Below are 24,223 nucleotides of genomic sequence, written 5' to 3'. Positions count from 1 at the left end.
CCGCTCAGCTGTTCTTTCTGTTGGTGAGCAGCTTTTCTATCTCCGCTACGAATGTGTTTATGTCTGTGAACTGTCTGTATACCGATGCAAAGCGCACGTATGCCACTTCATCCAGATCTCTGAGTCTTTCCATAACGAGCTCTCCTATCAGACTGCTCTCGACTTCCTTTTCCATCGTGTTGTTGAGACCTCTCTCGATGTCATCTACTATCTTCTCCATATCAGCGATGGACACGGGACGCTTCTCACATGCTCTTATTATGCCGTTCAGGAGCTTGTTCCTGTCAAATGCCTGACGGCTTCCATCCTTTTTTATCACCATAAGTATGACTTCTTCTATTTTTTCATAAGTCGTGAATCGCCTGCCGCACTCTTCACATTCTCTTCGTCTCCTTATAGCACGTCCATCTTCCGTATGTCTGGAGTCGATTACCTTGCTGTCTTCGTTTTCGCAATAAGGGCATCTCATTTTGTGACCTCCTTTTTCGGACATATCAGCATTCAAAATTTTATATAATTATACTACATATTGTGTCTTTTGTCTAACTTATTCCGATCATAAGAACATAGCTTAGAAAGTGGCATATCCCGATATTTGAAATGATTTTGAAGCATGGAGCGCATCAGAGTCTGATGTGTATTGTCAGAAAATATGAAATCATTAGAAAAACTGATGGCGTCATCAGAATAATCAATTATCTCTGCCGATCGTCTTGTGATATTCTTGTCAATGAAAGAAGTTCGTATCAAAAGTTGAAATCCAGATTGAAATCCAGATTTTCAGAAAAAATATATACGAACATTATCCTCCATACAATCAGGGTGTACGAACATTGAAAACTGAATAACTGCGACTTGTACGAACACATCGGGCTGATTTGCGTTCACTTGCCACATCTGTAAAGACATGCCGTTATCACTATTGGTTCAACAGAACACTGATAATTTTTGATCAATTGATCGCAGAGAGGAATAATACTATGGTGAATTTTTTAGAAGCTATGATGATAATCTGTTTCGGCTTATCGTGGCCTTTATCTATATATCGTTCGTGGACATCACGTACAGCTAAAGGAAAAAGCCTGTTTTTCGAGGTCTTTCTGTGGATAGGATATGGATTCGGTATTACGAGAAAAATCATCCTGACCTGCACAGAAGTCGATCACGGATTCATGTTTTACCTCAGCTTCATATTTTATGTATTGAACATGCTTGAAATAACGATAGACATCTGTCTTTATTTCAGAAATATCAAACTCGACAAGATACGCGATGCAGAACTGAACAAAGAACTCGCCGAAGCAGGAATAACAGCTGATCAGGAGCATTGAACAGAACACACATAAACACACTGTCTATAAAATCAGATACCGCAGATGTCCGGCAGTTTAATGAAAAAAGATCAAAGCCTGCAAACGGCTTTATTTTTTTGCAGGTTCCGCCGGTGCGCACTGTTCAGGCGCAGTGCACTCTTTTCTTTTCGCACTGCCAAACCTGCGATATCGTCTCAGCACACAGCTGATCGTGATGTCCATCTCAGCTGCTAATCTATTACAGGCGGCACATCTACCAGTATAACGTCGTCTCCTATGGTCTTCACGTGTTTCCACTTTATCACAAAGTCGTTCGGCTCTCCGCGTCCCAGCAGTTTCATGAATCCCCTGTCTCCCGGCAGCACTATCCCGTCTATACGTCCTTCCTTGAGGTTTATCTCTATATCGCATACGAATCCCATGCTCCTGCCGTCATAGATATTGATGACCTCTTTGTTTCTTATATCTTCTGTATTAAGCATATCTGCTCCTCCCTTTTCCGTTGTTTATAGATTTATATGCAGCAGGTGTACGTGCTATGCCTGTATATATAAAAATCGCAGGATGTCTTTGCGTTCATCCTGCGATCGTTTCTCATCATATTATGTTATGTATTTTCAGATGTATAATTCTTTATTGCTGCTGATCCGGCGACTACCCCTCTGATATGCTCCATCGTGATCCGTATCGGCTACCCTGCTGAAACTAGCCGTCTATATGACCTGCTTCGAGTCTCTTGAAGTAGCTCTTCGTTTCTGCAACGATTACGCCGCTCAGAGCAACAAGTGCTATCAGGTTAGGTATAGCCATCAGTCCGTTGAAGATATCCGCCAGAGTCCATACTGCCGATAACGTGAGGAACGGTCCGATCAGTACTGCCAGTATGTAGAACCATCTGTAAACCTTTACGACTCCCATCTTGCCTCCTGTCAGATATTCGAGGCATCTTTCGCTGTAATAGTCCCATCCGAGGATAGTAGTGAATGCGAAGAGAGCCAGGCACACCATCAGGATCACTGAGCCGACTCCTGCCGCCCACGGAAGGCCGTTCGAAAATGCCCATATAGTTACATCTACGCCGTCGAGTCCGTTTGCCGTCGAGAAATCATATGCACCTGTTACCATGATCGAAAGACCTGTCATAGTACAAACGATGACTGTATCGATGAATGTTCCTGTCATCGATACGAGACCCTGTCTTACAGGCTCATGCGTCTGTGCTGCAGCAGCGGCGATAGGCGCGCTTCCCAGACCTGCCTCATTCGAGAATATACCTCTTGCGACACCCTTCTGCATAGCGAGCAGCAGCGCTCCGAGAGCTCCACCTGCCATCGCTCTTGCCCCGAATGCACTTTCAACGATCATCACTACAGCTGAAGGCAGCTTTTCTATATTGTATATCAGTATCACGACGCATATTATGATATATGCGATAGCCATGAACGGCACTACGATCGAAGTAACGCTTGCGATCCTCTTCAGTCCGCCGATAACTACAAGTGCTGTGAAAAATGCCACTACGATCGCTGTGATAACAGTCGCTATCGAATACTCAGATCCAAATAAATGTACGACGTTCTGTGCCTCAGGGTCGAAAACATTCTTTACCGCAGATGCAATACCGTTTACCTGAGTTATCGTTCCGATACCAAGAAGTCCGGCACCTATGCCGAATATAGCGAACAGCTTGGCGAGCCATTTCCATCCAGGCCCCATACCCTGTTCTATATATCTGAAAGGTCCGCCAAGGAATCTTCCGCCTTTGTCCTCACGGAACTTAACAGCGAGCAGTCCTTCGGAATACTTCGTTGCCATACCGAGACATGCTGCAACTATCATCCAGAACAGTGCTCCCGGGCCTCCCGCCATAACGGCAGTCGCAACACCTACGATATTTCCTGTACCGATAGTCGCTGCCATCGCTGTACAGAGCGCACCGAAGCTCGTCACCTCACCTTTTGCTCCTTCTTCATTCTTCACCATGTACTTCAGCGCCTTGCCGAGTTTTCTGAACTGCAGCAGACCCAGTCTGATGGTCAGGTATATACCCGTTCCCATGATCAGTACGATGAGAGGCACTCCCCAGACGACTCCGTCTATTGCCTCCAGAATCTTTGTCAATGCTTCCATTTTCTTTCTCCTTCTCCTGAATAAAAAGTATCTTCTGCTCAGCTTCTCAGCTGTGCAATAACAAAAGCGGCTTCGCCACACATATTTTCATATGAAACTTTTGTTGATATTACGGAAATATCGTTTTCGATATTTCCCAGATAATAAAAAAAGCCGATATTTTTATCGACTTCCGGAGAGGACACAAATAATATAAAAACTATCTGCTCTGTCCTTTTGCCTGAGAGATTACATACAGTATATGACCCTGCATGCGTACACCTTCGGCGCTCATTATGAGACTCTCCAGAGAATCATAGCCTTTCCCGCCATATGCGGTGACATAACAACAGCCGCATGGCAGATAATAAACTAATGTTATAAGTTTATCATACCACGCGGCTCTTTTCAACTAAAATATTTACATTTTATACAAAACAGTTTCTATTTTCTATTCTGCAAATCCAGCCGTAACACACACGGCCATGGCATGCAGCGAATTTTGATTCACTGGCCTTTCGCTATTCTGCGGATGCAGCATCAGTGATCACAGCATTGTCCAGCAGAAAATCCAGCACCTTTCCGTAAAGAAGCTCCATATCCACATATTCGTCCATGGTCCTTCCGGTCTGTGTCTTTATCGTCTTCTCGTCGTACCCTGCATTCTTGTAGTTCTTTATCAGCGCATCCTTTTCCTTTTCTGTATATTCAAGTTCCTCTTTCTGCGCGATATATTCGATCAGCATCTCCTGCTTCACACGCTGCTTGCTGCTGTCTTCATTGGTCGCCGCGAATTCGTCCTCATCGCCGAAATCGTAGGCAGCCAGCAGTTCATCACGTGTCATGTCGTATTCCTTTGCCATGGTATCCATCTGATCGCTGTTGAACTGTATATAGTAATCGAGCTCTCTTTCCGGATATTTCTTGACTTCCACATTTTCCAGTAGATTTGACCATAGTGTCGTCTTCTGATTGTTTATCGCTTCCTGTTCCTTTTCATCGTAAAGCTTTTTCTCAAGATCCGCTCTGTATTCCTCGACAGTCTCGAATTCCGTGGTATTCTTGACGAAATCTTCATCCAGCACAGGAACTTCTTTTCTTGTCGCCGAATTTATCTTGACAGTGAACACTACATCTTTTCCCTGAAGATCCTCAGAGGAATAATCCTCCGGAAACGTCAGCTCAAGATCAGTCTTTTCTCCGACTTTCTTTCCGATCAGACCCGATTCGAATCCGTCTATGAAGCTTCCGCTGCCTATAGTCAGATCATACCCCTCTGCCGATCCTCCGTCGAATTTCTTGCCGTCCAGCTTTCCGGTGTAGTCGATATTTACAACATCACCATTCTCGATAGCAGTCCCTTTATCAAGCTCCTTGTCAGTGGCTGCTTCATCCAGAGCACTCTGTATCGCAGTCTCGACTTCATCATCAGTCACGGAAATGCTGTACGATGCGACTTCCATCCCCTTGTAATCCCCGACCTTTATATACTTGCTAAGGTCATAATCATCGTATGATACTTCAGTACCGCACGATGACAGGCAGAAAGCCATTATCACACATAAAACCAACGCTGATGTTCTCAATGCTTTTCTTTTCATTTGATTTTCTCTCCATTTCAGATTATCGATGCCCGGTTTATCAGAGCATTTTATGTATACGTTCCATCGACGCATCAAGATCTGCCATCGACTTGGCACAGTTTTTCAGTTCCTGCACCACATACCCCGGCATTTCTTTTTTGCTCTTATATTTGAGCTCATGTTCAAGACTCGCCCAGGTATCCATCGCGATCGTGCGTATCTGTATCTCGACAGGCATGTTGTAAGTCCTGTCCGACAGGAATATAGGGACTTCCACCAGCAGATGCAGGCTCCTGTAGCCGCTCTCCTTGGGGTTCCTTATATAATCCTTGCGCTTAAGCAGCTTGATATCATCCTGTCTCAAAAGACTTTCCTCGACCGTGTAGATATCGTCTATGTAATTGCATACTACTCTGACCCCTGCAAAATCCATCACTTTATAGACCGACTCCATTTCCATAGGCCAGCCTTTCCTGCCGATCTTATCCACGATACTCTCGATGCTTTTAAGTCTGCACTGCATATGATGTATCGGATTGTAATCATTCCTTACACTGAACTCATTGTCAAGGACCTCGAGCTTGGTGCTTATCTCTTTTATCGCCGCATGATATCTCATCCTGAGATCTCTGAACTCCCTTGCGAGCTCTCTCGCATTGTCTATGGTGACGCTCATCTCGGGCGGTATCATAGATTCGTTGATAACGAAGTTTTCATTCTTCTCTAATATCATATCGATCTCCTTCTCCGGCGATTTTATCATTCTTTTTTGTAAATCAGGTGATTTTTTCCAAAAAAACAGACGGAAGCATCTGCTTCCGTCCATTCTTTCACAATCTATTATACATTCATCTATTTACCATCTTTGTTAAGTGGCGGGAACAATTCATCAAATGAAGTCTCGTTAGTCGATGCAAGCTCTGATATATCTCTTATCTTGCCTGCCTTCTTTGCGATCTGATATCCGATCATCGGCAGAACTATAGCTCCGCATGCGATCGCAAAGATGAGGACATCTTCAAATACCAGCATGATCAGGCATATGATCTGTGCTATTACTGCAAAGTAAGGGATCCATCTCTGACCTTTCTTTACTCTTGCCTTCAGGCATGTTTCAGGATCATATCCGTTTCTCTTGAGCTTTCTTCTGAGAGAAAGATGCGACAGGATGATTCCTACCCATGCCAGAGTTCCTGTGAATCCTGACAGTGACAGCAGGCTTACATACAGGTCTTCGAGATATCCTGTAACCTGTGAAATAAGTCCTAACAGAAGTACGATCCACATGAAGCCCAGAGTCCAGAGAACTGCAGCTCTAGGGTTTCCTGATTTAGTTACTTTGCTGAGGAACTTAGGTGCCAGACCTTCGATCGAAAGCCCGAACATGCATCTTACTGTTCCGTAGAAGCCTGTATTTGCACAGCTGAATGCTGCAACCAGTACTACTGCCGAGAATACGAAGCCAAGCCATTCTATGCCGTAGTAGTTCATGATATCAGCAAATACCGGATTTGCATCACTTGCCAGCTCATATGGATAAACGAGTATAACAAGGATCAGCGGCAGTATGTAAAGCAGTGCGATACGGTAAGTAACACTCTTGCATGCCTTAGGTACTGATTTCTCAGGATTCTGAGATTCTGCAGCCGCAAGACCGACGATCTCTGTACCCTGGAAAGTTACCAGTACTACTGTCATGTTCACCAGTACAGCCATGATACCCAGAGGGAATACCTTCTGACCGAATGACATAGTAGCGTCTCCGAAGTTTACAATACCTGCCAGGAAACCTGTGTAACTGCTGCTCTGACCCCAGAGACCTACCCAGATACCAAATGCAGCGATAACGAATATCATGATAACTATTACCTTAGTGATAGCAAGTCCTGCCTCGATCTTTGCGAAGATATCTACTGCGCAGAGATTTATAACAGTTATTGCAGCCATTGCGCCGAGAGCGATAGAAACATATGTAACTGCACTGTCTGTTCCCATCAGCGATGTGAGCACGGTCGAAACCGCTATCGCTTCGGATGGTACATAGCATACCCAGTTGAACCAGAATGCCCATCCGAACCCGGTCGAAATGGTAGGAGTCAGGAACTCACTGGTATATGCCACGAACGATCCTGTTCTAGGAACGTTTACCAGCAGTTCCGAATAAGAAATCATAGTACCGTAAACGATAATACCAGTCACAATAAATGCGATCAGCACGCCAGGTCCCATGCTGGAGAGGCAGGCGCCTATCCCGAGGAAATAACATGATCCGATTACACCACCAATACCGATGAATGCAACCTGCCAGCCTTTGATACCGCGTTTCAGTTCGTTCTTTTCATTAGAAGCGGAAACTTTTCTTTCGTCTGTCATAACACCCTCCTTTTCTTCGATACATAATTGCCACTCTGAATCAGTCGTATTTTCATTCTCGAACAGTTTTAAAATATTTTAAATTTTATATTATTGCGTATGAAATTTCGAATTGTTGAAAATTACTAGTAATTCAGATAACTCATTATATGCTAATAGATATCCGATGTCAACCAACAAAATCACAAATTGTTGCAAAAACGCTTTTGCGCATTTTACAAACATTTTCTGTGCGTAATACGTTCTCATGTACCATTATATGCATCCTCGGTAACAGTATTACCATGACGACAAAACGGACGCACAGGTGATGAACTTTTCACCTGTGCGCCCGCCTCCGTAGCAGATATATCAGACATATTTCTTCATATAATTCAGAGCGTTCTTTTCAAGACGCGATACCTGCGCCTGACTTATCGATATCTCATCCGCGACCTCCATCTGCGTCTTTCCCTCAAAGAATCTCATAGTAAGGATGTTCTGCTCCCTGGGTGACAGTTTCTTCATCGCCTCCGAAAGCGAAAGATTTTCTATCCATTTCACATCTGTGTTTTTCATATCCCTTATCTGATCCATCACATATATGGGATCGCCGTCATCGTTGAAAACGGGATCGAACAGTGAAACAGGATCCTGTATCGAATCAAGTGCCAGCACTACATCTTCTTTTTTCACTTCAAGCTCGCGCGCTATCTCATCTACCGTAGCCTCACGCTGCAGCTCACGCCCGAGCTTTTCCCTGGCCGTAAGCGCCTTGTACGCCAGATCTCTCATCGATCTTGAAACTCTTATGCTGTTGTTGTCTCTCAGGTAGCGCCGTATCTCTCCGATTATCATCGGGACCGCATACGTGCTGAACTTCACGCCATGCGACATATCGAAATTGTCGAGAGCCTTGATCAGCCCTACACATCCTACCTGGAACAGATCGTCGGGGTTTTCCCCTCGTCCGGAAAACTTCTGTATCACGCTGAGCACCAGTCTCAGATTGCCTTTTATGAATTCATCCCTGACCTCCATGTCTCCCGCTTTCACCGCCACGAGCATGTCATGCATCTCCTGGTCACGGTACCGCGGCAGACTCGCCGTATTAACACCACAGATTTCCACCTTGCCGGCCATAAATAATTATCCTCGCATATCCTTCGCTCCCCTTTAAGCGACCTTCGATGTCGTAATATATTTATGTGCAGATCGTCATTTTTTTATTCTGCATGCAGCATATCAAACCGTGGTTTTTTCTTCACAAAAAACGGCAGGACACCCTGAGCATGTCGCTCATAGCATCGCTGCCGTTTTTATCATATTTCGTCATATGACCTGCATTATGCAAGCACCTTTTCAAGGATAGCAAGTCCCGCATCGATCTCCTCATATGTTATCGTAAGAGGAGGCAGAAGTCTTACTTTGTCCTTTGCAGTGAGTATCATCAGACCGGCCTCAAGCGCATCGCTGACTACCTTTGAAGCCTCTTTGCCTTCCACTGCGACTCCGAGCATCAGGCCCATTCCTGACACATCTTTGACCTGAGGCATAGCCATCAGCTTTTCCTTTATATATTCGCCTTTGGCTTCCACTTCCCTGAGGAACGCGTCATCCATTCTCGTCAGCACTTCGACCGCACCCGCACATGCGACAGGATTCCCGCCATACGTCGTACCGTGATCGCCAGGCTTGAGCACATCGCAGCATTTTTCGCTGAATATCGCACCGCCGATAGGAAGACCGCCGCCGACACCCTTTGCAAATGTCACGATATCAGGCTTCACACCGAAATGCTCGTGCGCGAACAGCTTGCCGCTTCTGCCGATACCCGTCTGCACCTCATCGACTATGAACAGGATGTCTTTTTCTCTGCAGATCCTCTCTGCCGCCTTTACAAAGTCCTCATCGAGATTGAGCACTCCGCCCTCTCCCTGTATCATTTCCATCATTATCGCACATGTATTCTCGTCAGCCAGTTTCTCGAGCTGAGCGGAATCATTCGCGTCGCAGTAGTCGAATCCGCCTACGAAAGGAGTGAAGAACTTGTGGTAATGCTCCTGTCCCGTAGCCGTTATCGTCGCCATAGTCCTGCCGTGGAACGAATTGTTGAGCGTGATTATCTTGTTCACGTTTTCGCCCTTGTTCACCGTGCCGTATTTTCTGGCAGTCTTGATCGCCGCTTCATTCGCCTCCGCACCGGAGTTTCCAAAGAATACTTTCTTCAGTCCGGTTCTCGACGTGAGCATGTCTGCCACCTTCACCTGCGGCTCCGTATAGAACAGGTTTGACACGTGCTGCAGCTTTTTCAGCTGAGCAGTCACAGCCTCTACCCATCCGTCGTCACAGAAGCCGAGGGAATTCACGCCTATTCCCGCTGTAAAATCTATGTATTTCTTGCCGTCTGCCGATGTGCAGCAAGCGCCTTTTCCGCTCTCTGCCACCAGGTCATATCTGCCGTATGTCGATACTATTTTTTCCTTGTCCAGTTTCTTGATCTCACTACTATTCATTCCAGTATTTCTCCTCGTTTTCTTTGATGATCGCTGTTCCTATACCTTTGTTCGTAAATATCTCCAGGAGGAGTCCGTGCGGTATCCTTCCGTCCATTATATGCACTCTTGACACACCCTTGTTGATAGCGTCTATGCAGTTTTCGATCTTAGGCAGCATGCCGCCCGAGATCACACCCTGTTCGATCAGATCCTGTGCTTCATTCGTGTAAAGCTCAGATATCACGGATTCCGGGTCTTCCGGATCGAGTCTCACGCCCTCCACATCTGAAAGGTATGCGAGTTTCTCTGCCCTGAGCGCTGTAGCTATCGAGCTTGCCGCTTCATCGGCATTGATATTGTATGTAACGCCGTCCTTGTCCATTCCCACAGGGAACACTACAGGCAGGAAATCCTTCTCCAGAAGATCCTCCAGGATCTTCGTGTCCACTTCGGTCACATCACCGACAAATCCTATATCCTCGCTTCCCGAGAACTTCTTCTCTACAGTGAGGAGGCCGCCGTCCTTGCCGCTTATGCCTGCAGCCTTTATGCCGAGAGTCTGGATCTTTGCGACCAGCTCCTTGTTGACCCTTGCGAGTACCATCTCCGCAAGCTCCATCGTGTCGGCATCCGTGACTCTCAGACCGTTCACGAATTTAGTGTCCATCCCTACCTTGTCCACCCATCGGCTGATCTCCTTGCCGCCGCCGTGAACGATGATAGGCTTGAACCCTATCAGCTTGAGCAGTACAACGTCCTCGATGACGTCCTGCTTGAGCTCCTCATCTATCATAGCGCTGCCGCCGTATTTTACAACAATTATTTTTTTGCTGAAACGCTGTATATAAGGCAGCGCTTCTATAAGTACCTCTGCTTTATCCAAATATTTCTGATTTACCATCATTAACTCCTGTAGTCTCCGTTTATCTGAACGTAATCATAAGTGAGATCGCATCCCCATGCGACTGCACTGCCGCTGCCCTGATGCATATCCACCTTTATCGTTATCTCCTCTTCCGCCAGTATCTCCGACGCCTTTTCTTCGCTGTATTCCTTGTGTCTCGAGCCCTGACAAACGAAAACGCTGCCCTTTGCAGACTCCATCACTACATCGATGTTATCTGTGCTGAATTCTCCCGGCGCATATCCGATCGCACAGAGGACACGTCCCCAGTTAGCGTCTGCCCCGAACATCGCAGCCTTGAGAAGATCTGAGGCTATGACTGACTTGCTTATCACCTGAGCCTGCACGTCATCTGCCGCACCGCTGACGATGCACTCGATGAGCTTGGTCGCTCCCTCGCCGTCTCTCGCCAGCTTCTTTGCAAGGTATACAGTCACTGCCGAAAGAGCTTCTCTGAATGCATCGAGAGCTTCTCCCTCGCCCGTGATCCTGTCGTTTCCTGCAAGACCGTTTGCCAGTACCACTACCATGTCGTTCGTCGACGTATCGCCGTCCACGCAGATCTGGTTGTAGCTCGTCTTCACATTTTCTTTCAGAACGCTGTCAAGCACTTCAGGAGCGATATCCACATCAGTGGTTATGAATGAAAGCATCGTCGCCATGTTAGGGTTTATCATGCCGCTGCCCTTTGCGATGCCGCCTATCCTGCATGTTTTCCCGCCTATGGAAACCTCTACTGCGACTTCCTTAGGTATCGTATCAGTCGTCATGATGGCTTCTGCAGCCGACGCCGATCCGTTGTAATCCGCGATCTTCGCAAGCTCCGGTATGCCTCTTTCGAACGGCTCCATCTGCAACTGCTGGCCTATGACTCCCGTCGAACATACGACGATATCGTTTTTGTCAGCACCTATATTCGACGCTGTTATCTCGCATGTCTTCTCAGCCACGGCTTCCCCGTCCGGAGCGCATGTATTGGCATTGCCGCTGTTGCATATCACAGCGATCGCTTTTCCGTCTGCTATGTGATCTTTCGTTACCTTGAGCGGTGCGCCTTTTACCTTGTTAGTAGTATAAACGGCTGCAGCACTGCACATCACATCGCTGACTATCAGAGCCAGATCTTTTTTATCGATCGTGCCTTTTATGCCGCATGCAGTCCCTGCCGCTCTGAATCCGGAAGGCGCACACACGCCTCCCCCTGTATATCTTATCTCGGTATTTTTCATATCTATATCAGCCCCTTTGTCTCGTCTATTCCCAGCATTATGTTCATATTCTGTATAGCTGCACCTGAAGCTCCCTTGCCCAGATTGTCATATACAGCCACCAGAAGTATATTGTCGTCATTTCCTTCGACCGTTATCTCGAGTCTGTTCGTTCCGGACAGCTGTCCTGCAGCGATGAATCCTCCCTCATCCAGTGAATCCTTCACTGTTACCAGCGGCTGATCCTTGTAATATCCCGCAACTGCCTTTTCTACATCGGCTTTCGTCAGTCCGTCGACCTTGATCGGTACAGTCACCTCCATGCCGCTGTAGTAGTCAGCCACTATAGGAGAAAATGCAGGCGCACTGCTTATCCCGGTCGCTGCGATTATTTCAGGCAGATGTTTGTGTGCCTGTGCTATGCCGTACTGTCTCGGACTGCAGAGTATATCCTGTCCGCCCATATTGCCTCTCTGTCTTTCAGGACTTTCATACTGTGCGATCATCTTCTTGCCGCCGCCGCTGTATCCCGTGAGAGAGCATGCGCAGAACGGATAGTCTGCAGGAACGAGTCCTGCCTCGAGGAGCGGCTTTATCAGCAGTATCACACCTGTAGCATGACATCCCGGAACTGCCACTCTGTTGCTGTTTTTGATCTTTTCTCTCTGTCCCCCGCAAAGCTCAGGCATGCCGTACACCCATGACGGATCTGTCCTGTGCGCCGTTGAAGTATCGAGTATCCTGCACTCTGCCGGCGCTGCTGCCGCGATCTCTCTCGCTGCCGCATCAGGCAGGCACAGGAACGAAATGTCCGCCTGCTTTATAAGGCTCAGCCTTTCATCGAGATCCTTGCGCTTTTCCTGATCTATCTTCAGGAGATCTATATCATCTCTCTTCTGAAAATACTGGTGTATCTTCAGACCTGTAGTGCCTTCTGCACCGTCGATAAAAACTTTGTATTTCATAATCGCCTCCGCTTGTATAATATACTATTTATATGAAGTATTCGTGTTGAATTTTTATTAATCACTCAGAATATTTATTCATAAAGCTTATGATACACCAGGAAGGCCGTTTTTTCAATATTTTTTTGTTAATTTAACCCAATTTTTTTATTTCTTTTTGTAGTCTGCCTATTATCTTTTTTTCAAGTCTGGATATATATGACTGAGATATCCCCATCCTGTCTGCTACCTCTTTCTGGGTCAGCTCGCGGCATCCGGCAAGCCCGAAGCGCATCTGCACTATCTCCCGCTCTCGTCCTGACAGCTGCCTCAGCGCATGCACAAGCAAATTTTTATTGACTTCATCTTCGAGATGCCCGTAAACCTCATCGTTTTCCGTGCCCAGTATATCGGAAAGCAGCAGCTCGTTGCCGTCCCAGTCCACATTCAGCGGCTCGTCAAGGGAAACCTCCCCCTTTATCTTGTTGTTCCGTCTGAGGTACATCAGGATCTCGTTTTCTATGCATCTTGATGCATAAGTGGCCAGCTTTATGTTCTTCTCAACCTTGAACGTGTTGACCGCTTTTATCAGTCCTATCGTGCCTATGGATATCAGATCCTCGACATTGACTCCGGTGCTCTCGAATTTTTTCGCTATGTAAACGACCAGCCTGAGATTGTGCTCTATAAGCAGGTCTCTGTCCTTTTTCCTGCCGTTCACCGCGCCCAGTATCGCATCGCGTTCTTCTTCTGCCGACAGCGGCGGCGGCAGTGTATCGCTTCCGCCTATGTAAAATACTGTGTTTTTCTTTTTAAAAAGCTTTTCCCTGATCCATGCAATAAGTCTCATCCTACCCATCCCTTCTGTTGTCCTGTACCTGCAGGCTCCTCACCTGTCATCCCGAGCTCGCTTTGCGCCGCCGCAGACCTGCTGTGCATTTCCCGGGAAAGAAGCAGCTCGCATCCCTCCAGATCTCTGCCTGCCAGCCCGAATCCGCATCCTGCCCTCGCTATGATCGTGTTTCCCCGGTGCTTTCCCGCACTTTCCACATCATCGACACGCACAGCCTCCAGCAGACCGTGTGCGCCTATCACATCATAAGGTATCAGCCTGCTCCGCTCCGGCGTCACTATACCCGCGCTTTCCAGCCGCTCCCACAGACTTTCCTGTGCCACCGCGACCGCCATGCCGCTGACAGGGTCTGTTAGCTGATTGCCGGAGTCAAAGAATCCTCTGGTTTCCACGATACTGCCGCCGCTGACGATCCTTACAGCGAAGACATGCTCGCTGTAAAACTTCTTTTTTGAAACAGTTCTGATGATCTGTTTTGCCGTAAACGTCCCTGTGCATATGAAGACAGCCAGCATCGCAGCTTTCATATCTCCCGTGTAAATGCCTGTCGCTGCATACATGCCGGTGTTTCCGGTCACGAGCAGCAGCCCCATCGTGACGCCGCCCATGAAATATGTCACCAGTATCAGCACCAGCGCTTTTTTCCATGCACCTTTGACGCCGAACACTACCACTGATACTGCGAACGCGAACCCCGCTTCGAGCACAACAGTGAGAGGCATCCTCACCGGCAGGAATATCAGCATCGCAAACAGTCCGCACATCACCCCACCGGCAGCGAGTCTGAGCTTTGCAGTACGCCCGTGGAGATCCGCGCCGAAAACCTCTGCCGTTATGTATATCAATGCGCAGCCTATTATGAAATTCTCCGCAAACAGGATGTCTCCGTAAACCGTCATCATGCACCTCTTCTTTTCTGCCGCTCTGAATGCTGCAGATCCCAAATGATCCGGATGCGGCAATTAAGATTATATATTTTCCACGCTCCACAATTTGTCGAAAGCGGTGCGGGCGCAAAAAAAGAGACCGGGAATTCCGGTCTCTGCGACTTCATGTATTATTAGAGCTTTCTCACGCCGTACGGCACTAGATAGCTTTCTTTGCAGTTTCACAAAGCTTTGCGAAAGCAGCTGGATCGTGGATAGCCATTTCTGAAAGCATCTTTCTGTTGATCTCGATGTTTGACTTCTTGAGTCCATCCATCAGTCTGCTGTATGATATGTCGTTCATTCTTGCAGCAGCGTTGATTCTTGCGATCCATAACTTTCTGTATTCTCTCTTCTTGTTCTTTCTTCCAACGTAAGCTGAACGGAGAGCTCTCATAGTTGCGGGTTTAGCGGCTTTGAAAGTCTTGCTCTTTGCGCCGTAGTACCCTTTTGCCATCTTTAATACTTTTTTATGTCTCTTATGTGCATTTACACCCTTTTTTACTCTTGCCATTTTACTACCTCCCTACTATTTGCTCAGTACTGCTTTTATTCTCTTAAGATCTGCGCTTGTCAGAGTTGTTGCCTTTCTCAGGCCTCTCTTTCTCTTCTGGCTCTTCTTAGTAAGGATGTGGCTCTTGTATGCTTTATTTCTCTTTACTTTTCCTGAACCTGTTATTTTGAATCTTTTTGATGCGCCTCTGTGAGACTTCATTTTCTGCTTTGCCATGGTATATTTTCCTCCTGTATAAATTATTCCTTCAGTTTATTTATCGCTCTTCGGTGTAAGTATCATCGTAAGGCTCCTGCCTTCGAAATTAGGCTTTCTGTCGATATCACCAACATCCGAAACGGCTTCGGCAAATTTGTTCATAACTTCCATGCCTCTTGCGACATAATCCTTTTCTCTGCCTCTGAACCTCAGGCTTACTTTCAGCTTATCACCGTCTTTGAGGAACTTCGATCCTGTCTTTGCCTTTACCATGATATCGTGATCCTCGATGAATGTCGAAAGTCTTATCTCTTTCACCTGAGTAGTCTTCTGCTTTTTCTTCGCTTCTTTTTCTTTCTTCTGAAGTTCATACTTATACTTGCCGTAATCCAGGATCTTGCACACCGGCGGGTTTGCCTTCGGTGAGATGCAAACCAGGTCAAGTTTCTTTTCTTCAGAAATATCAAGAGCTTCCTGTCTGCTCATGATCCCCATCTGGGTACCGTCCGTATCGATGACTCTCAGTTCCTTTGCACGAATTTCTTCGTTTATCATAGCTTCTCTGCTAATTGTCTTACACCTCCAAAAAACATATTGAAAAAGGCGGATACGTATATCCGCCTCAATTATACAATAGTTTCGATCCCGCCAGATCCGCACCGGAAAACAGACAGGATAAAATCTGCTGAATATTGACCCCAGTAACTTTCGCCTTGAGGTGAGAAGCGGATAACTTCTTCTTTCTACCTGAATAACTATATCATATGCAGCGGCCGCATGCAAGGATTTTTTGCTCCGCTGCAGCCTTTTCCGCAGATTCCGCAGATCCCCGTGCATCTCGCATGCAGCCCGGGAATCCATGATCCTGCGCTTTGCGCAAAAGCCTCACTCATGTAGGCAGCGTGCGCCTTTACAACTCTCTACAGACCGAGCTCCGCAGCCAGCTGTTCTTTCGTTCTGAGGCCGACGAGCCTTTTATCGATCTGGCCGTCTTTGAAGAGTATGAGCGTAGGAATGCTGCTCACGCCGAATTTTATAGCCAGCGCCTGTTCTTCGTCTACATTTATCTTGCCGATCCTGATGCTGTCGTACTCTGCTGCCATCTCATCCAGCACAGGTCCCTGCATCATGCATGGGCCGCACCACGACGCCCAGAAATCAACGAGCACCGGCTTTAACGACTCCACTACTTCTTTCTCAAAATTGTCTTTTGTTATTTTAATTATTTCCATATCGATTACCTCTCTTTTTTCTTATTCTGCCCGAATCTCTATGTATCATCAGCAGTTTTGAGCACATCGCTCCGCTACCTATATAATAACACTTCCATATTGGACTATCAAGGTAAATTAAATATGTTTTTGTTATGCAAAGCCGCCGGCGTTCTCATGCAAAGCGCAGACGCTATTCCGTCATGCCGGCTGCGCAGTCGTCGCACAGGAAAACATCGACGCCGGATTCGTTGGTGAACTGCTGAGTAGCCTTTGCTCCGCACAAAAGGCACATCGTCGAGCATTCCTCGCAATAGTAATTCGTCACGGTCTCCCCGTCCAGCTCGCTTTTGATCGCTTTGGTCGGCGTCGCACCGCACCATATGCACGCCTCGTCTGACGTGTAGCCGCATCCCGCCGCCAGGATCAGCATCATCATAGTTATAACTGCAAATATCGCTTTTTTCTTTATCATGGTTTCGCTCTTTCGTTCTCCTTGATCCTGATATATCCCAATGCACTCTGCGTAATTATCATCATATATCATACAACGATGCCGCACCCCCTGTATCAGTCCTGCCATTATATCATCTTTACTGTAAGCATGTCCACTCACTAAAATGAGCTGGCGCGCCCTTTTCCTGTGAGCTGCCATGCCGGCTTCGGTGAGCTGCCACTCAGTTTTCAGCAATCTGTCGCACCGATTTCAGCCATAAATACCCTTTATCACCTGCCGTATGGCTGAAATATTCCAAAATTATCAAATAAAACGAATGAGGCTCGACCGTCAAATGGATGTTCATGGAAATTTTCAGCCATAGAAGCCTTGAAAAGCCGATATATAGCTGAAAGACAGATAAAACACTTTCTCAAGAGCATGCTGACAACGAGCAACGATGCCTGATATTCCCCTGCATTTCCATTTTTCCGCCATGCGACTCTGTAATTATATGATTTACGGCTGAAATCGGAAAAACATCGGCTCAGCCACAGTTCAGCACAAAACTGCCGGCATATGTGACAGCGAAGTTCCAAGCGGCCGTCCTCGACATTATCGTGGTGAAGACGGTAAAAGCTGCAAAAGAATGTTCTTTTCCGTTCTTTTTTCACCCGCTACCGAAAACACACGTTTACATTTTGTTCTTTTTATGATATCATGTTCTCATATAAAACTGCCCTTTAGTCCATGAGGAGGATTTAGACATGTTAAAAGAACGCGAACAGAAGATTCTGGATTATATGAGAAAAGAAATAAGAGAAAAAGGCTATCCTCCTACTGTGCGTGAGATATGCTCGGCGCTTGATATCAAGTCCACTTCTACGGCGCACAAGGATATCGCAAGTCTCGTAAGCAAAGGCTACATAAAAAAAGATCCTTCCAAACCGCGTGCACTGATGCTCGTGGACAACGGACAGGATCCTGTACACGATAAAACTTCGGAATCAGTACAGAAAAATATACAGAACAGCGTATCGCAGACTGAAGTAGTCGATATTCCGGTAGTCGGCAGGATCGCAGCCGGTACGCCGATACTCGCAGAACAGAACATCGAAGACAGCTTTCCGATCCCTGCACGTTTCGTCGGCAGCGGACCGAACTTCATGCTCACCGTCAGAGGTGAAAGCATGATCGAAGCCGGCATCATGGACGGCGACTACATCCTTGTAGAGCAGCAGAACACAGCACGCAACGGTGATATCGTAGTTGCAATGGTCGACGGCTTCGAAAGCGAGGCCACAGTCAAGACATTTTACCGGGAGGCCGATCACATAAGACTGCAGCCGGAAAACTCCGCAATGAGCCCGATCATCGTTAAAGATGTCAAGATACTCGGCAAGGTAAAAGGAGTGTTCCGATACTTCTAAGCCAGCCTTTATTATAATCGTATAAATTTTTATCAGTATATGACAAAGCCGCCATGATGATTTCATGGCGGCTCATTTATTGGCGCTTTAGCATGAGAAAAGGACTGTCGCATTGGGACGTATATTTAACTGTATATTTCGCCTCACTCATAACTTCAGTTCTTTGAACAGCTCATTCAAATCGCTGTAACCCTTTACAGAGCGGTCCTTTGTGTTCCTTTCCGCTTCCAGCATTGCAGCGATCGTTTCCCGGTTCGGCTGATTCAATGAAATATCAAAAGGGATCCTTCCTTCTCTGATAGACTGACGAACAAATATATTGAACGCTGTAGACAAATTCATGCCAAGTTCCGCAAACAAAGCGTCCGCCTGTGCTTTGAGCTCAGAATCCATCCTTATACTTATATTTGTAGTATTTCCAGCCATATAACCATCTCCTCGCATATTTTTAGTATATTGTACGCTAACAGCATGAAAAAATCCATTATCTGCACGAAAAAATTGTATACTTTTACATAAAATCCACGATCAAAACCCACCTGCGCTCCTTTTCATATTATCTCTCTGTTCTGCGCAAACTAAACAAAAGTATCAATAAAAAACAAAACCTACAGAAACGGAGTGTATAACTATGGACAATAACATGGACCTTAATTATGAAATGTTCTGCTATCAGTGCGAACAGACTGCAGGCGGAAAGGGCTGCACGAAGCTGGGCGTCTGCGGCAAAACACCTGAGATCGCAGCGCTTCAGGACCTGCTGATATTTCAGCTCAAGGGGATCAGCTGTTATGCAAAAGCACTGGCTGACTATGGTCAGCGCTCACACAATGGCCAGGATACCTGCAAAGGCAGGGGCTGCGCCAGCCGCGGCGATAACGGTCAATCACACATAAATAAAGCTATCGTCAGCTTTATCGAAAGCGCGCTCTTTACGACTCTGACGAACGTCAACTTCGATGCAGACGCACACATTGAGCTTTTGCACAGATCGCAGCAAATAAAAGAAGCTCTGCGTTCCGAAGCAAAGGCATCAGACGACAGTGAAGCCATCTGCAAAGCGGCAGAAAAAACAGCTCACGCGACTTTCGATCTGCCGGAGTCAAAAAGCGAGATGCTGCAGGAATCGCAGATCGCAGGCATAATGTACGAACGTGACCTCGATCCCGACATCAGGTCGCTGAGACAGACGATCGTCTACGGACTCAAGGGGATCAGCGCCTACGGACACCAGGCGCGCGAACTCGGATTTTACAGCAATCAGGTCGACGACTTCTATATCACGGCACTGGAGGCGACGACCGACGACAGCCTCAGCGCGGACGAACTGATCCGGATGACGATGCGCACCGGAGAAGCTGCTTTTGAAGTGATGAAGACACTCGACGATGCAAACACATCTGTATACTCAGATCCTGCGCCGCGAACGGTCGACACGACTGTACGCAAAGGGCCGTTCATCATCGTATCGGGCCATGATCTCAAAGACCTGGAAATGCTGCTGGAGCAGTCTGAAGGCAAGGGCGTCAACATCTACACCCACGGCGAGATGCTGCCAGGCCACGGATATGAAAAGCTCAACAGGTATTCGCATCTCGTTGGTAATTTCGGCGGCGCGTGGCAGGATCAGCAGAAGGAGTTCGATGACCTGCCGGGGTGCATACTCATGACAACGAACTGCCTGATGCGTCCGAGAGAATCGTATAAAGACCGCATATACAGCACCAATGTCGTCGGCTGGGACGGGATAAAATATATCCCCAAAAATGCGGACGGAACAAAGGATTTCAGCGAGATCATCGAACACGCGCTGCAGCTCGGCGGCTTCAGCGAGGATCAGGAACCGAAGAAAATAATGACCGGGTTTGCCCGAGAGGCGGTCCTCAGCCATGCCGAACACATCGTCAGCTCAGTCAGGGAAGGAAAGATCAGACACTTTTTCCTCATCGGAGGATGCGACGGCGCAAGGCCTGGCCGCAACTACTTCACTGAATTCGCAAAGCTCGTTCCGGACGACTGCCTGATACTGACTCTTGCATGCGGTAAATACCGCTTCAACAAGCTCGATTTCGGCGAGACTGCGGGCCTGCCGAGACTTCTCGATGTCGGCCAGTGCAACGACGCATACTCCGCAGTACGGATCGCCGAGGCGCTGGCGGATGCGTTCGAGACCGATATCAACAGCCTGCCGCTTTCCTTCATCTTATCATGGTATGAACAGAAAGCCGTTGCCGTGCTGCTGGCGCTGCTGAGCCTGGGCGTTAAAAACATCTATCTGGGCCCGACACTGCCGGCGTTCCTCAGCCCTAATGTGCTGCAGTATATGACCGACACATTCGGCCTCAGACCGATCAGCAATGCAGAGGATGACATCAAGTCATGCCTCAAACAGAACATCTGATCCAGCCTGCGATCTGCATATAAAACCCCATATGCAGACCGCATATACGCTTGCCCCCCCATATAACGATTTCATTCCTTAAGCAAAACGTGACTCCCGGCAGCCGTCTGGCGCTCGAAGTCACGTTTGTCGTTTTATCTGTCTGTCAATTTATTTATAACATTTCAGGATCGGAGGTTTCCTGTTCTTACTATTCATATTTCCAGAAGCTTCTCGATCAGATCATAGTGTCCATCTACACATCTTACGGTACCTTCCATATCACCTGCTGATATCCCGTCAACAATACCTCTGTGATATCCATGAAGCTTTGCTTTCTCATCTGCACCTGCTCTGCTGATAACGATATCGATCCATTCCTGATACACATCTGACACCGCATCAAGGATCGTCGTCATCAGTGGATTTCCGGTAGCCTGCAAAAGCAGTGCGTGAAAATCACGATCCAGCAGCACCTGCCGCTCGTCTGCCGCACTTTCCATATCTTCAAGGATCCCCCTGAACTTCTGCCTGTCTTCTGCCTCAAGATCCTTCGCAGCCAAAAGCATGCATGCCGACTTTTCCATCACTCGCCTGAATTCGCAGACATCTCTTTTCGTGACAGTTCCCAGAGCCAGCATCATCGTACAGATCTGACGGATGGAGCGGTGCGCATCGCCTGTCAGATAATTGCCCGAACCCTGCACGCTGCGGATCATCCCCATACCGTGCAGTATGCTGAGCGCTTCCCGCGTGGAATTCCTTCCTATCCCCAGTGTTTCCGCGATCGACCTCTCTGTCGGCAGCTTCGATCCTACACCGAGCTCACCGCTGCAGATCAGCTGATTTATATAGTCTATGACTTTTTCATATTCCATAGATTCAGATTTACCCATACGTACGCCTCCTCACAGGATCATAACAGGATCAGAGAAAATGAGTATAAAGCGATGCCAGCACAACGGTCAGCACTCCGGATACAGCTATCGCCAGACTGCTCATGGCACCTTCGATCTCGCCTATCTCTATGGCCTTTGCCGTTCCGATCGCATGGGAAGATGCACCGAATGCAAGACCTTTTGAAACAGGCTCCGTTATCCGGAATATTTTGCATATCAGTTCACCGAACATATTGCCGAAAACGCCTGTGATGATGATCACTGCAACGGTGATCGTCACATATCCGCCCAGCTCCTCCGAAACTCCCATGCCTATAGCTGTAGTGATGGACTTCGGCAGCAGCGTCACATACTCTTTATGACTGAGTCCGCACAGCAGCGACAGTCCCAGCACAGTGCTGAGGCTCGTCACCGTTCCTGCAGCAAGACCCAGCATGACCGCCTTGTAATGCTTTTTCAAAAGGCTCCACTGCTCATACAGCGGTATCGCCAGACACACGGTAGCCGGAGTAAGCAGCCAGCTCAGATATTTTGCACCTTCGTTATATGTTTCATAATCCACTTTGCCTATCGCCAGTATCGCGATCGACACGACAATGGAAATAAGCAGAGGATTGAAGATCCCCGACTTGAATTTTTTCTTCAGCATGACTCCGATCAGATATGCTATCAGACTGATCGTAACGCCCGCAAACATCGAATCCTGCAGAAACTCATTCATTGCCGTCACCTCGCTTCCTTCCAATTCTGATGACGCACTGCGAAAGCAGTCCGGTCGCCCCCATGGCGGTGATGCTGGTGACGACGGTGATGATCGCAACGGGCAGCAGGATAGGCTTGAGAGCGCCCCAGCTCTCCATCAGACCCACTCCTGCCGGAATGAACATGACCGGCATTATCTCGATCAGGAACCTGCCCGTATCCCGGACTGCATCCAGCTTTATCAGCCCCGTCATAAGAGCTGTGAACAGGATCGCCATCCCGTAGATGCTCGCCGGTATCGGCAGCGGCAGCACATATTTCAGGATCTCTCCCGCAAGAGAGATCGCCAGTATTATCAAAAATTGCTTCACATATTTCATGTCTGTATTTCTCTATTCCCAATACTCCTTCCTTAAATTGGTGCTACCAATTATTTATTATATACTATCCTCCGCTTTTGTCAATACGGTTTTCCTGAAAACTGCGGGCAACTTTTCCTGAAAACAGCAAGCAAAAAACGCAGACACTCTGCATGCCTGCGCTTTTACATATCCTGCATATATCTGCTATTTAACGAGAAGTTTCTTGATGCCGGCTTCAAGACCGTCAAGAGTAAGCTCGAACATAGGGAACACCTCGGATATCGCATTTATCGTCTTTGCGCCGTATATCCATTCCCATGTGCTCTTGTCGATAGGATTGAGCCATATCTGTTTCTTGTATCTTGTCTTGAATTTGTAGAGCCATTCCATTCCCGGCTCTTCGTTCCACAGACCGATGTACGAGTTGCCGCCCTTCTTGAAAAGCTCTGACGGCGCCATCGCCGCATCACCTACGAAGATGACTTTGTACTCGCTGTCCAGGTTCCTGAGGACCCAGTTTGTCTCGATCCAGTCGCCTCTCTTGCAGTAAGGCGTCGTGTACAGATGATCGTACACACAGTTGTGGAAATAGTATATCTTCAGATCCTTGAAGTGGTTCGCCTGGCTCACCGCCTGGAAAAGCCTGTTGCACAGCTTGCTGTACGGAAGCATGGAACCGTCCGAATCTATCAGCAGCAGCAGCTTTACAGTATTTTTCCTCGGCTTGTCATATACTATCTTGAGCATGCCTGCATTATCGCATGTCTCGTCTATCGTCTTGTCGATATTGAGTTCCGTCTCCTGCGCCTCGACTCTCGACGAATACTGTCTGAGCCTTCTGAACGCCATCTGGAACTGTCTTATATCCAAGATCTTGTCATCTCTGAAATCCTGGAAGTTTCTCTCGCCTGCGACCTGCACCGCCGACTTGTGACGGCTGTGACCGCCTGTCCTGATGCCGGTAGTATGGAATCCGCCGCGGCCCATCACCGATGTTCCGCCCGTACCGATCCAGTAGCATCCGCCGTCGTGCTTTTCCTTCTGCTCCTTGATACGCTCCTCGAACATCTCGAGCAGCTCTTCAAGCTCCTTAGGGAATTCATCGCCTTTGCCCTTGTCGTCAAGCGGTCTTTCGTGATCGCTCTCGTCGAGCCAGTCCCAGAACTCCTGCGGCAGATCGTCAGGCGTCTGCACGTTCTTGAAGTACTCCGCAAAAACAGCATCGAACTTATCGTACTCGGATTCCGACTTTATCAGGATGCTCCTGCACAAATTGTAAAATCCCATAAGAGACGAATGCGCCAGCCCTTTGTCAAGAGCCTCTACAAGTATCATCCACTCGTTTATAGAAACTTCCAAACCTTTTGCTCTAAGCAGGTAAAAAAATTCTAAAAACATAGC

The 24,223-nt window shown here is 47.5% G+C and carries 26 protein-coding genes and 1 riboswitch; of the genes, 3 read left to right on the top strand and 23 right to left on the bottom strand.

Annotation, left to right across the window (positions count from 1 at the left end):
* Window positions 1-4 precede the first annotated feature (4 nt).
* Entirely contained in the window at window positions 5-469 is a 465-nt protein-coding gene (gene nrdR / locus OCV59_RS07485) for a transcriptional regulator NrdR (RefSeq protein ID WP_147593872.1), read from the bottom strand.
* A 511-nt stretch (window positions 470-980) separates the two neighbouring features.
* Between nrdR and OCV59_RS07480 the strand changes: the two genes are divergently transcribed.
* A complete protein-coding gene (locus tag OCV59_RS07480; RefSeq protein WP_147593871.1) occupies window positions 981-1,331 on the top strand; it encodes a hypothetical protein in 351 nt (116 codons plus the stop codon).
* Between the two features lie 212 nt (window positions 1,332-1,543).
* Here the strand turns inward: OCV59_RS07480 and OCV59_RS07475 are convergent, their stop codons facing one another.
* From OCV59_RS07475 to OCV59_RS07395, 17 genes are all read right to left on the bottom strand, one after another.
* The gene (locus tag OCV59_RS07475; protein WP_147593870.1) at window positions 1,544-1,795 is read right to left on the bottom strand and encodes a YlmC/YmxH family sporulation protein; all 252 of its coding nucleotides are present in this window, start codon (window positions 1,793-1,795) and stop codon (window positions 1,544-1,546) included.
* 223 nt (window positions 1,796-2,018) lie between these two features.
* Window positions 2,019-3,443 (bottom strand): alanine/glycine:cation symporter family protein, encoded by a 1,425-nt coding sequence (locus tag OCV59_RS07470; protein WP_147593869.1) that lies wholly within the window; start codon window positions 3,441-3,443, stop codon window positions 2,019-2,021.
* 198 nt (window positions 3,444-3,641) lie between these two features.
* Window positions 3,642-3,742: riboswitch (glycine riboswitch) on the bottom strand.
* A 201-nt stretch (window positions 3,743-3,943) separates the two neighbouring features.
* Window positions 3,944-5,023 (bottom strand): trigger factor, encoded by a 1,080-nt coding sequence (gene tig, locus OCV59_RS07465; RefSeq protein ID WP_262584211.1) that lies wholly within the window; start codon window positions 5,021-5,023, stop codon window positions 3,944-3,946.
* A gap of 40 nt (window positions 5,024-5,063) precedes the next feature.
* Window positions 5,064-5,738, bottom strand: a complete 675-nt coding sequence (locus tag OCV59_RS07460; RefSeq protein ID WP_262584210.1) for a GTP pyrophosphokinase — start codon at window positions 5,736-5,738, stop codon at window positions 5,064-5,066.
* 119 nt (window positions 5,739-5,857) lie between these two features.
* Entirely contained in the window at window positions 5,858-7,378 is a 1,521-nt protein-coding gene (locus OCV59_RS07455; protein ID WP_147593866.1) for an amino acid permease, read from the bottom strand.
* A gap of 351 nt (window positions 7,379-7,729) precedes the next feature.
* Window positions 7,730-8,500 (bottom strand): RNA polymerase sporulation sigma factor SigG, encoded by a 771-nt coding sequence (gene sigG / locus OCV59_RS07450; RefSeq protein WP_147593865.1) that lies wholly within the window; start codon window positions 8,498-8,500, stop codon window positions 7,730-7,732.
* 203 nt (window positions 8,501-8,703) lie between these two features.
* Complete coding sequence (locus OCV59_RS07445) at window positions 8,704-9,873, bottom strand: acetylornithine/succinylornithine family transaminase (protein ID WP_147593864.1); 1,170 nt, start codon at window positions 9,871-9,873, stop codon at window positions 8,704-8,706.
* Complete coding sequence (gene argB / locus OCV59_RS07440; RefSeq protein WP_147593863.1) at window positions 9,866-10,756, bottom strand: acetylglutamate kinase; 891 nt, start codon at window positions 10,754-10,756, stop codon at window positions 9,866-9,868. Before argB ends, OCV59_RS07445 begins: the two co-directional genes overlap by 8 nt.
* Window positions 10,757-10,758: 2 nt before the next feature.
* The gene (gene argJ, locus OCV59_RS07435) at window positions 10,759-11,988 is read right to left on the bottom strand and encodes a bifunctional glutamate N-acetyltransferase/amino-acid acetyltransferase ArgJ (protein WP_147593862.1); all 1,230 of its coding nucleotides are present in this window, start codon (window positions 11,986-11,988) and stop codon (window positions 10,759-10,761) included.
* Between the two features lie 2 nt (window positions 11,989-11,990).
* Window positions 11,991-12,932 carry an N-acetyl-gamma-glutamyl-phosphate reductase gene (gene argC / locus OCV59_RS07430; protein ID WP_147593861.1) on the bottom strand — a complete coding sequence of 314 codons (942 nt, stop codon included), beginning with the start codon at window positions 12,930-12,932 and terminating at the stop codon, window positions 11,991-11,993.
* A gap of 133 nt (window positions 12,933-13,065) precedes the next feature.
* Window positions 13,066-13,770: an RNA polymerase sporulation sigma factor SigE gene (sigE, locus tag OCV59_RS07425; protein ID WP_147593860.1), complete on the bottom strand. Its 705-nt coding sequence runs from the start codon at window positions 13,768-13,770 to the stop codon at window positions 13,066-13,068.
* Window positions 13,758-14,666, bottom strand: a complete 909-nt coding sequence (locus OCV59_RS07420) for a sigma-E processing peptidase SpoIIGA (protein WP_147593859.1) — start codon at window positions 14,664-14,666, stop codon at window positions 13,758-13,760. The genes sigE and OCV59_RS07420 overlap by 13 nt, the downstream gene beginning before the upstream one ends.
* Before the next feature lie 184 nt (window positions 14,667-14,850).
* Entirely contained in the window at window positions 14,851-15,204 is a 354-nt protein-coding gene (gene rplT / locus OCV59_RS07415; protein WP_147593858.1) for a 50S ribosomal protein L20, read from the bottom strand.
* Window positions 15,205-15,219: 15 nt separating this feature from the next.
* Window positions 15,220-15,420 (bottom strand): 50S ribosomal protein L35, encoded by a 201-nt coding sequence (gene rpmI, locus OCV59_RS07410; protein WP_147593857.1) that lies wholly within the window; start codon window positions 15,418-15,420, stop codon window positions 15,220-15,222.
* A 36-nt stretch (window positions 15,421-15,456) separates the two neighbouring features.
* Window positions 15,457-15,957, bottom strand: a complete 501-nt coding sequence (gene infC / locus OCV59_RS07405; protein ID WP_147593856.1) for a translation initiation factor IF-3 — start codon at window positions 15,955-15,957, stop codon at window positions 15,457-15,459.
* 365 nt (window positions 15,958-16,322) lie between these two features.
* On the bottom strand, window positions 16,323-16,634 hold the full coding sequence (trxA, locus tag OCV59_RS07400; protein ID WP_147593855.1) for a thioredoxin: 312 nt from the start codon (window positions 16,632-16,634) through the stop codon (window positions 16,323-16,325).
* Window positions 16,635-16,806: 172 nt separating this feature from the next.
* Window positions 16,807-17,088: a hypothetical protein gene (locus OCV59_RS07395; RefSeq protein WP_147593854.1), complete on the bottom strand. Its 282-nt coding sequence runs from the start codon at window positions 17,086-17,088 to the stop codon at window positions 16,807-16,809.
* Between the two features lie 728 nt (window positions 17,089-17,816).
* On the opposite strand from OCV59_RS07395, the gene lexA reads away from it, so the two are divergent.
* Window positions 17,817-18,479: a transcriptional repressor LexA gene (gene lexA, locus OCV59_RS07390; RefSeq protein ID WP_147593853.1), complete on the top strand. Its 663-nt coding sequence runs from the start codon at window positions 17,817-17,819 to the stop codon at window positions 18,477-18,479.
* A gap of 147 nt (window positions 18,480-18,626) precedes the next feature.
* Here lexA and OCV59_RS07385 read toward each other — a convergent pair whose 3' ends face one another.
* The gene (locus tag OCV59_RS07385; protein ID WP_147593852.1) at window positions 18,627-18,905 is read right to left on the bottom strand and encodes a type II toxin-antitoxin system RelB/DinJ family antitoxin; all 279 of its coding nucleotides are present in this window, start codon (window positions 18,903-18,905) and stop codon (window positions 18,627-18,629) included.
* Window positions 18,906-19,110: 205 nt separating this feature from the next.
* Here OCV59_RS07385 and hcp point away from each other — a divergent pair, with 205 nt between their 5' ends.
* A complete protein-coding gene (gene hcp / locus OCV59_RS07380; RefSeq protein WP_147593851.1) occupies window positions 19,111-20,880 on the top strand; it encodes a hydroxylamine reductase in 1,770 nt (589 codons plus the stop codon).
* 194 nt (window positions 20,881-21,074) lie between these two features.
* On the opposite strand, the gene OCV59_RS07375 is transcribed toward hcp, so the two are convergent.
* From OCV59_RS07375 to OCV59_RS07360, 4 genes are all read right to left on the bottom strand, one after another.
* On the bottom strand, window positions 21,075-21,755 hold the full coding sequence (locus tag OCV59_RS07375) for a FadR/GntR family transcriptional regulator (RefSeq protein ID WP_147593850.1): 681 nt from the start codon (window positions 21,753-21,755) through the stop codon (window positions 21,075-21,077).
* Window positions 21,756-21,786: 31 nt separating this feature from the next.
* Window positions 21,787-22,479, bottom strand: coding sequence for an LrgB family protein (locus OCV59_RS07370; RefSeq protein WP_147593849.1), 693 nt, complete (start codon window positions 22,477-22,479; stop codon window positions 21,787-21,789).
* Window positions 22,472-22,840 (bottom strand): CidA/LrgA family protein, encoded by a 369-nt coding sequence (locus tag OCV59_RS07365; protein ID WP_147593848.1) that lies wholly within the window; start codon window positions 22,838-22,840, stop codon window positions 22,472-22,474. The genes OCV59_RS07370 and OCV59_RS07365 overlap by 8 nt, the downstream gene beginning before the upstream one ends.
* 186 nt (window positions 22,841-23,026) lie before the next feature.
* Entirely contained in the window at window positions 23,027-24,220 is a 1,194-nt protein-coding gene (locus tag OCV59_RS07360; protein WP_147593847.1) for a vWA domain-containing protein, read from the bottom strand.
* Window positions 24,221-24,223 lie beyond the last annotated feature (3 nt).

This window comes from Brotomerdimonas butyrica (genome assembly GCF_025567305.1).
GTDB classification, from domain to species: Bacteria; Bacillota; Clostridia; order Peptostreptococcales; family Anaerovoracaceae; genus Lentihominibacter; species Lentihominibacter butyricus.
The sequence above is the reverse complement of the archived record's forward strand: the minus strand, read 5'-3'. Positions and strand labels throughout refer to the sequence as shown.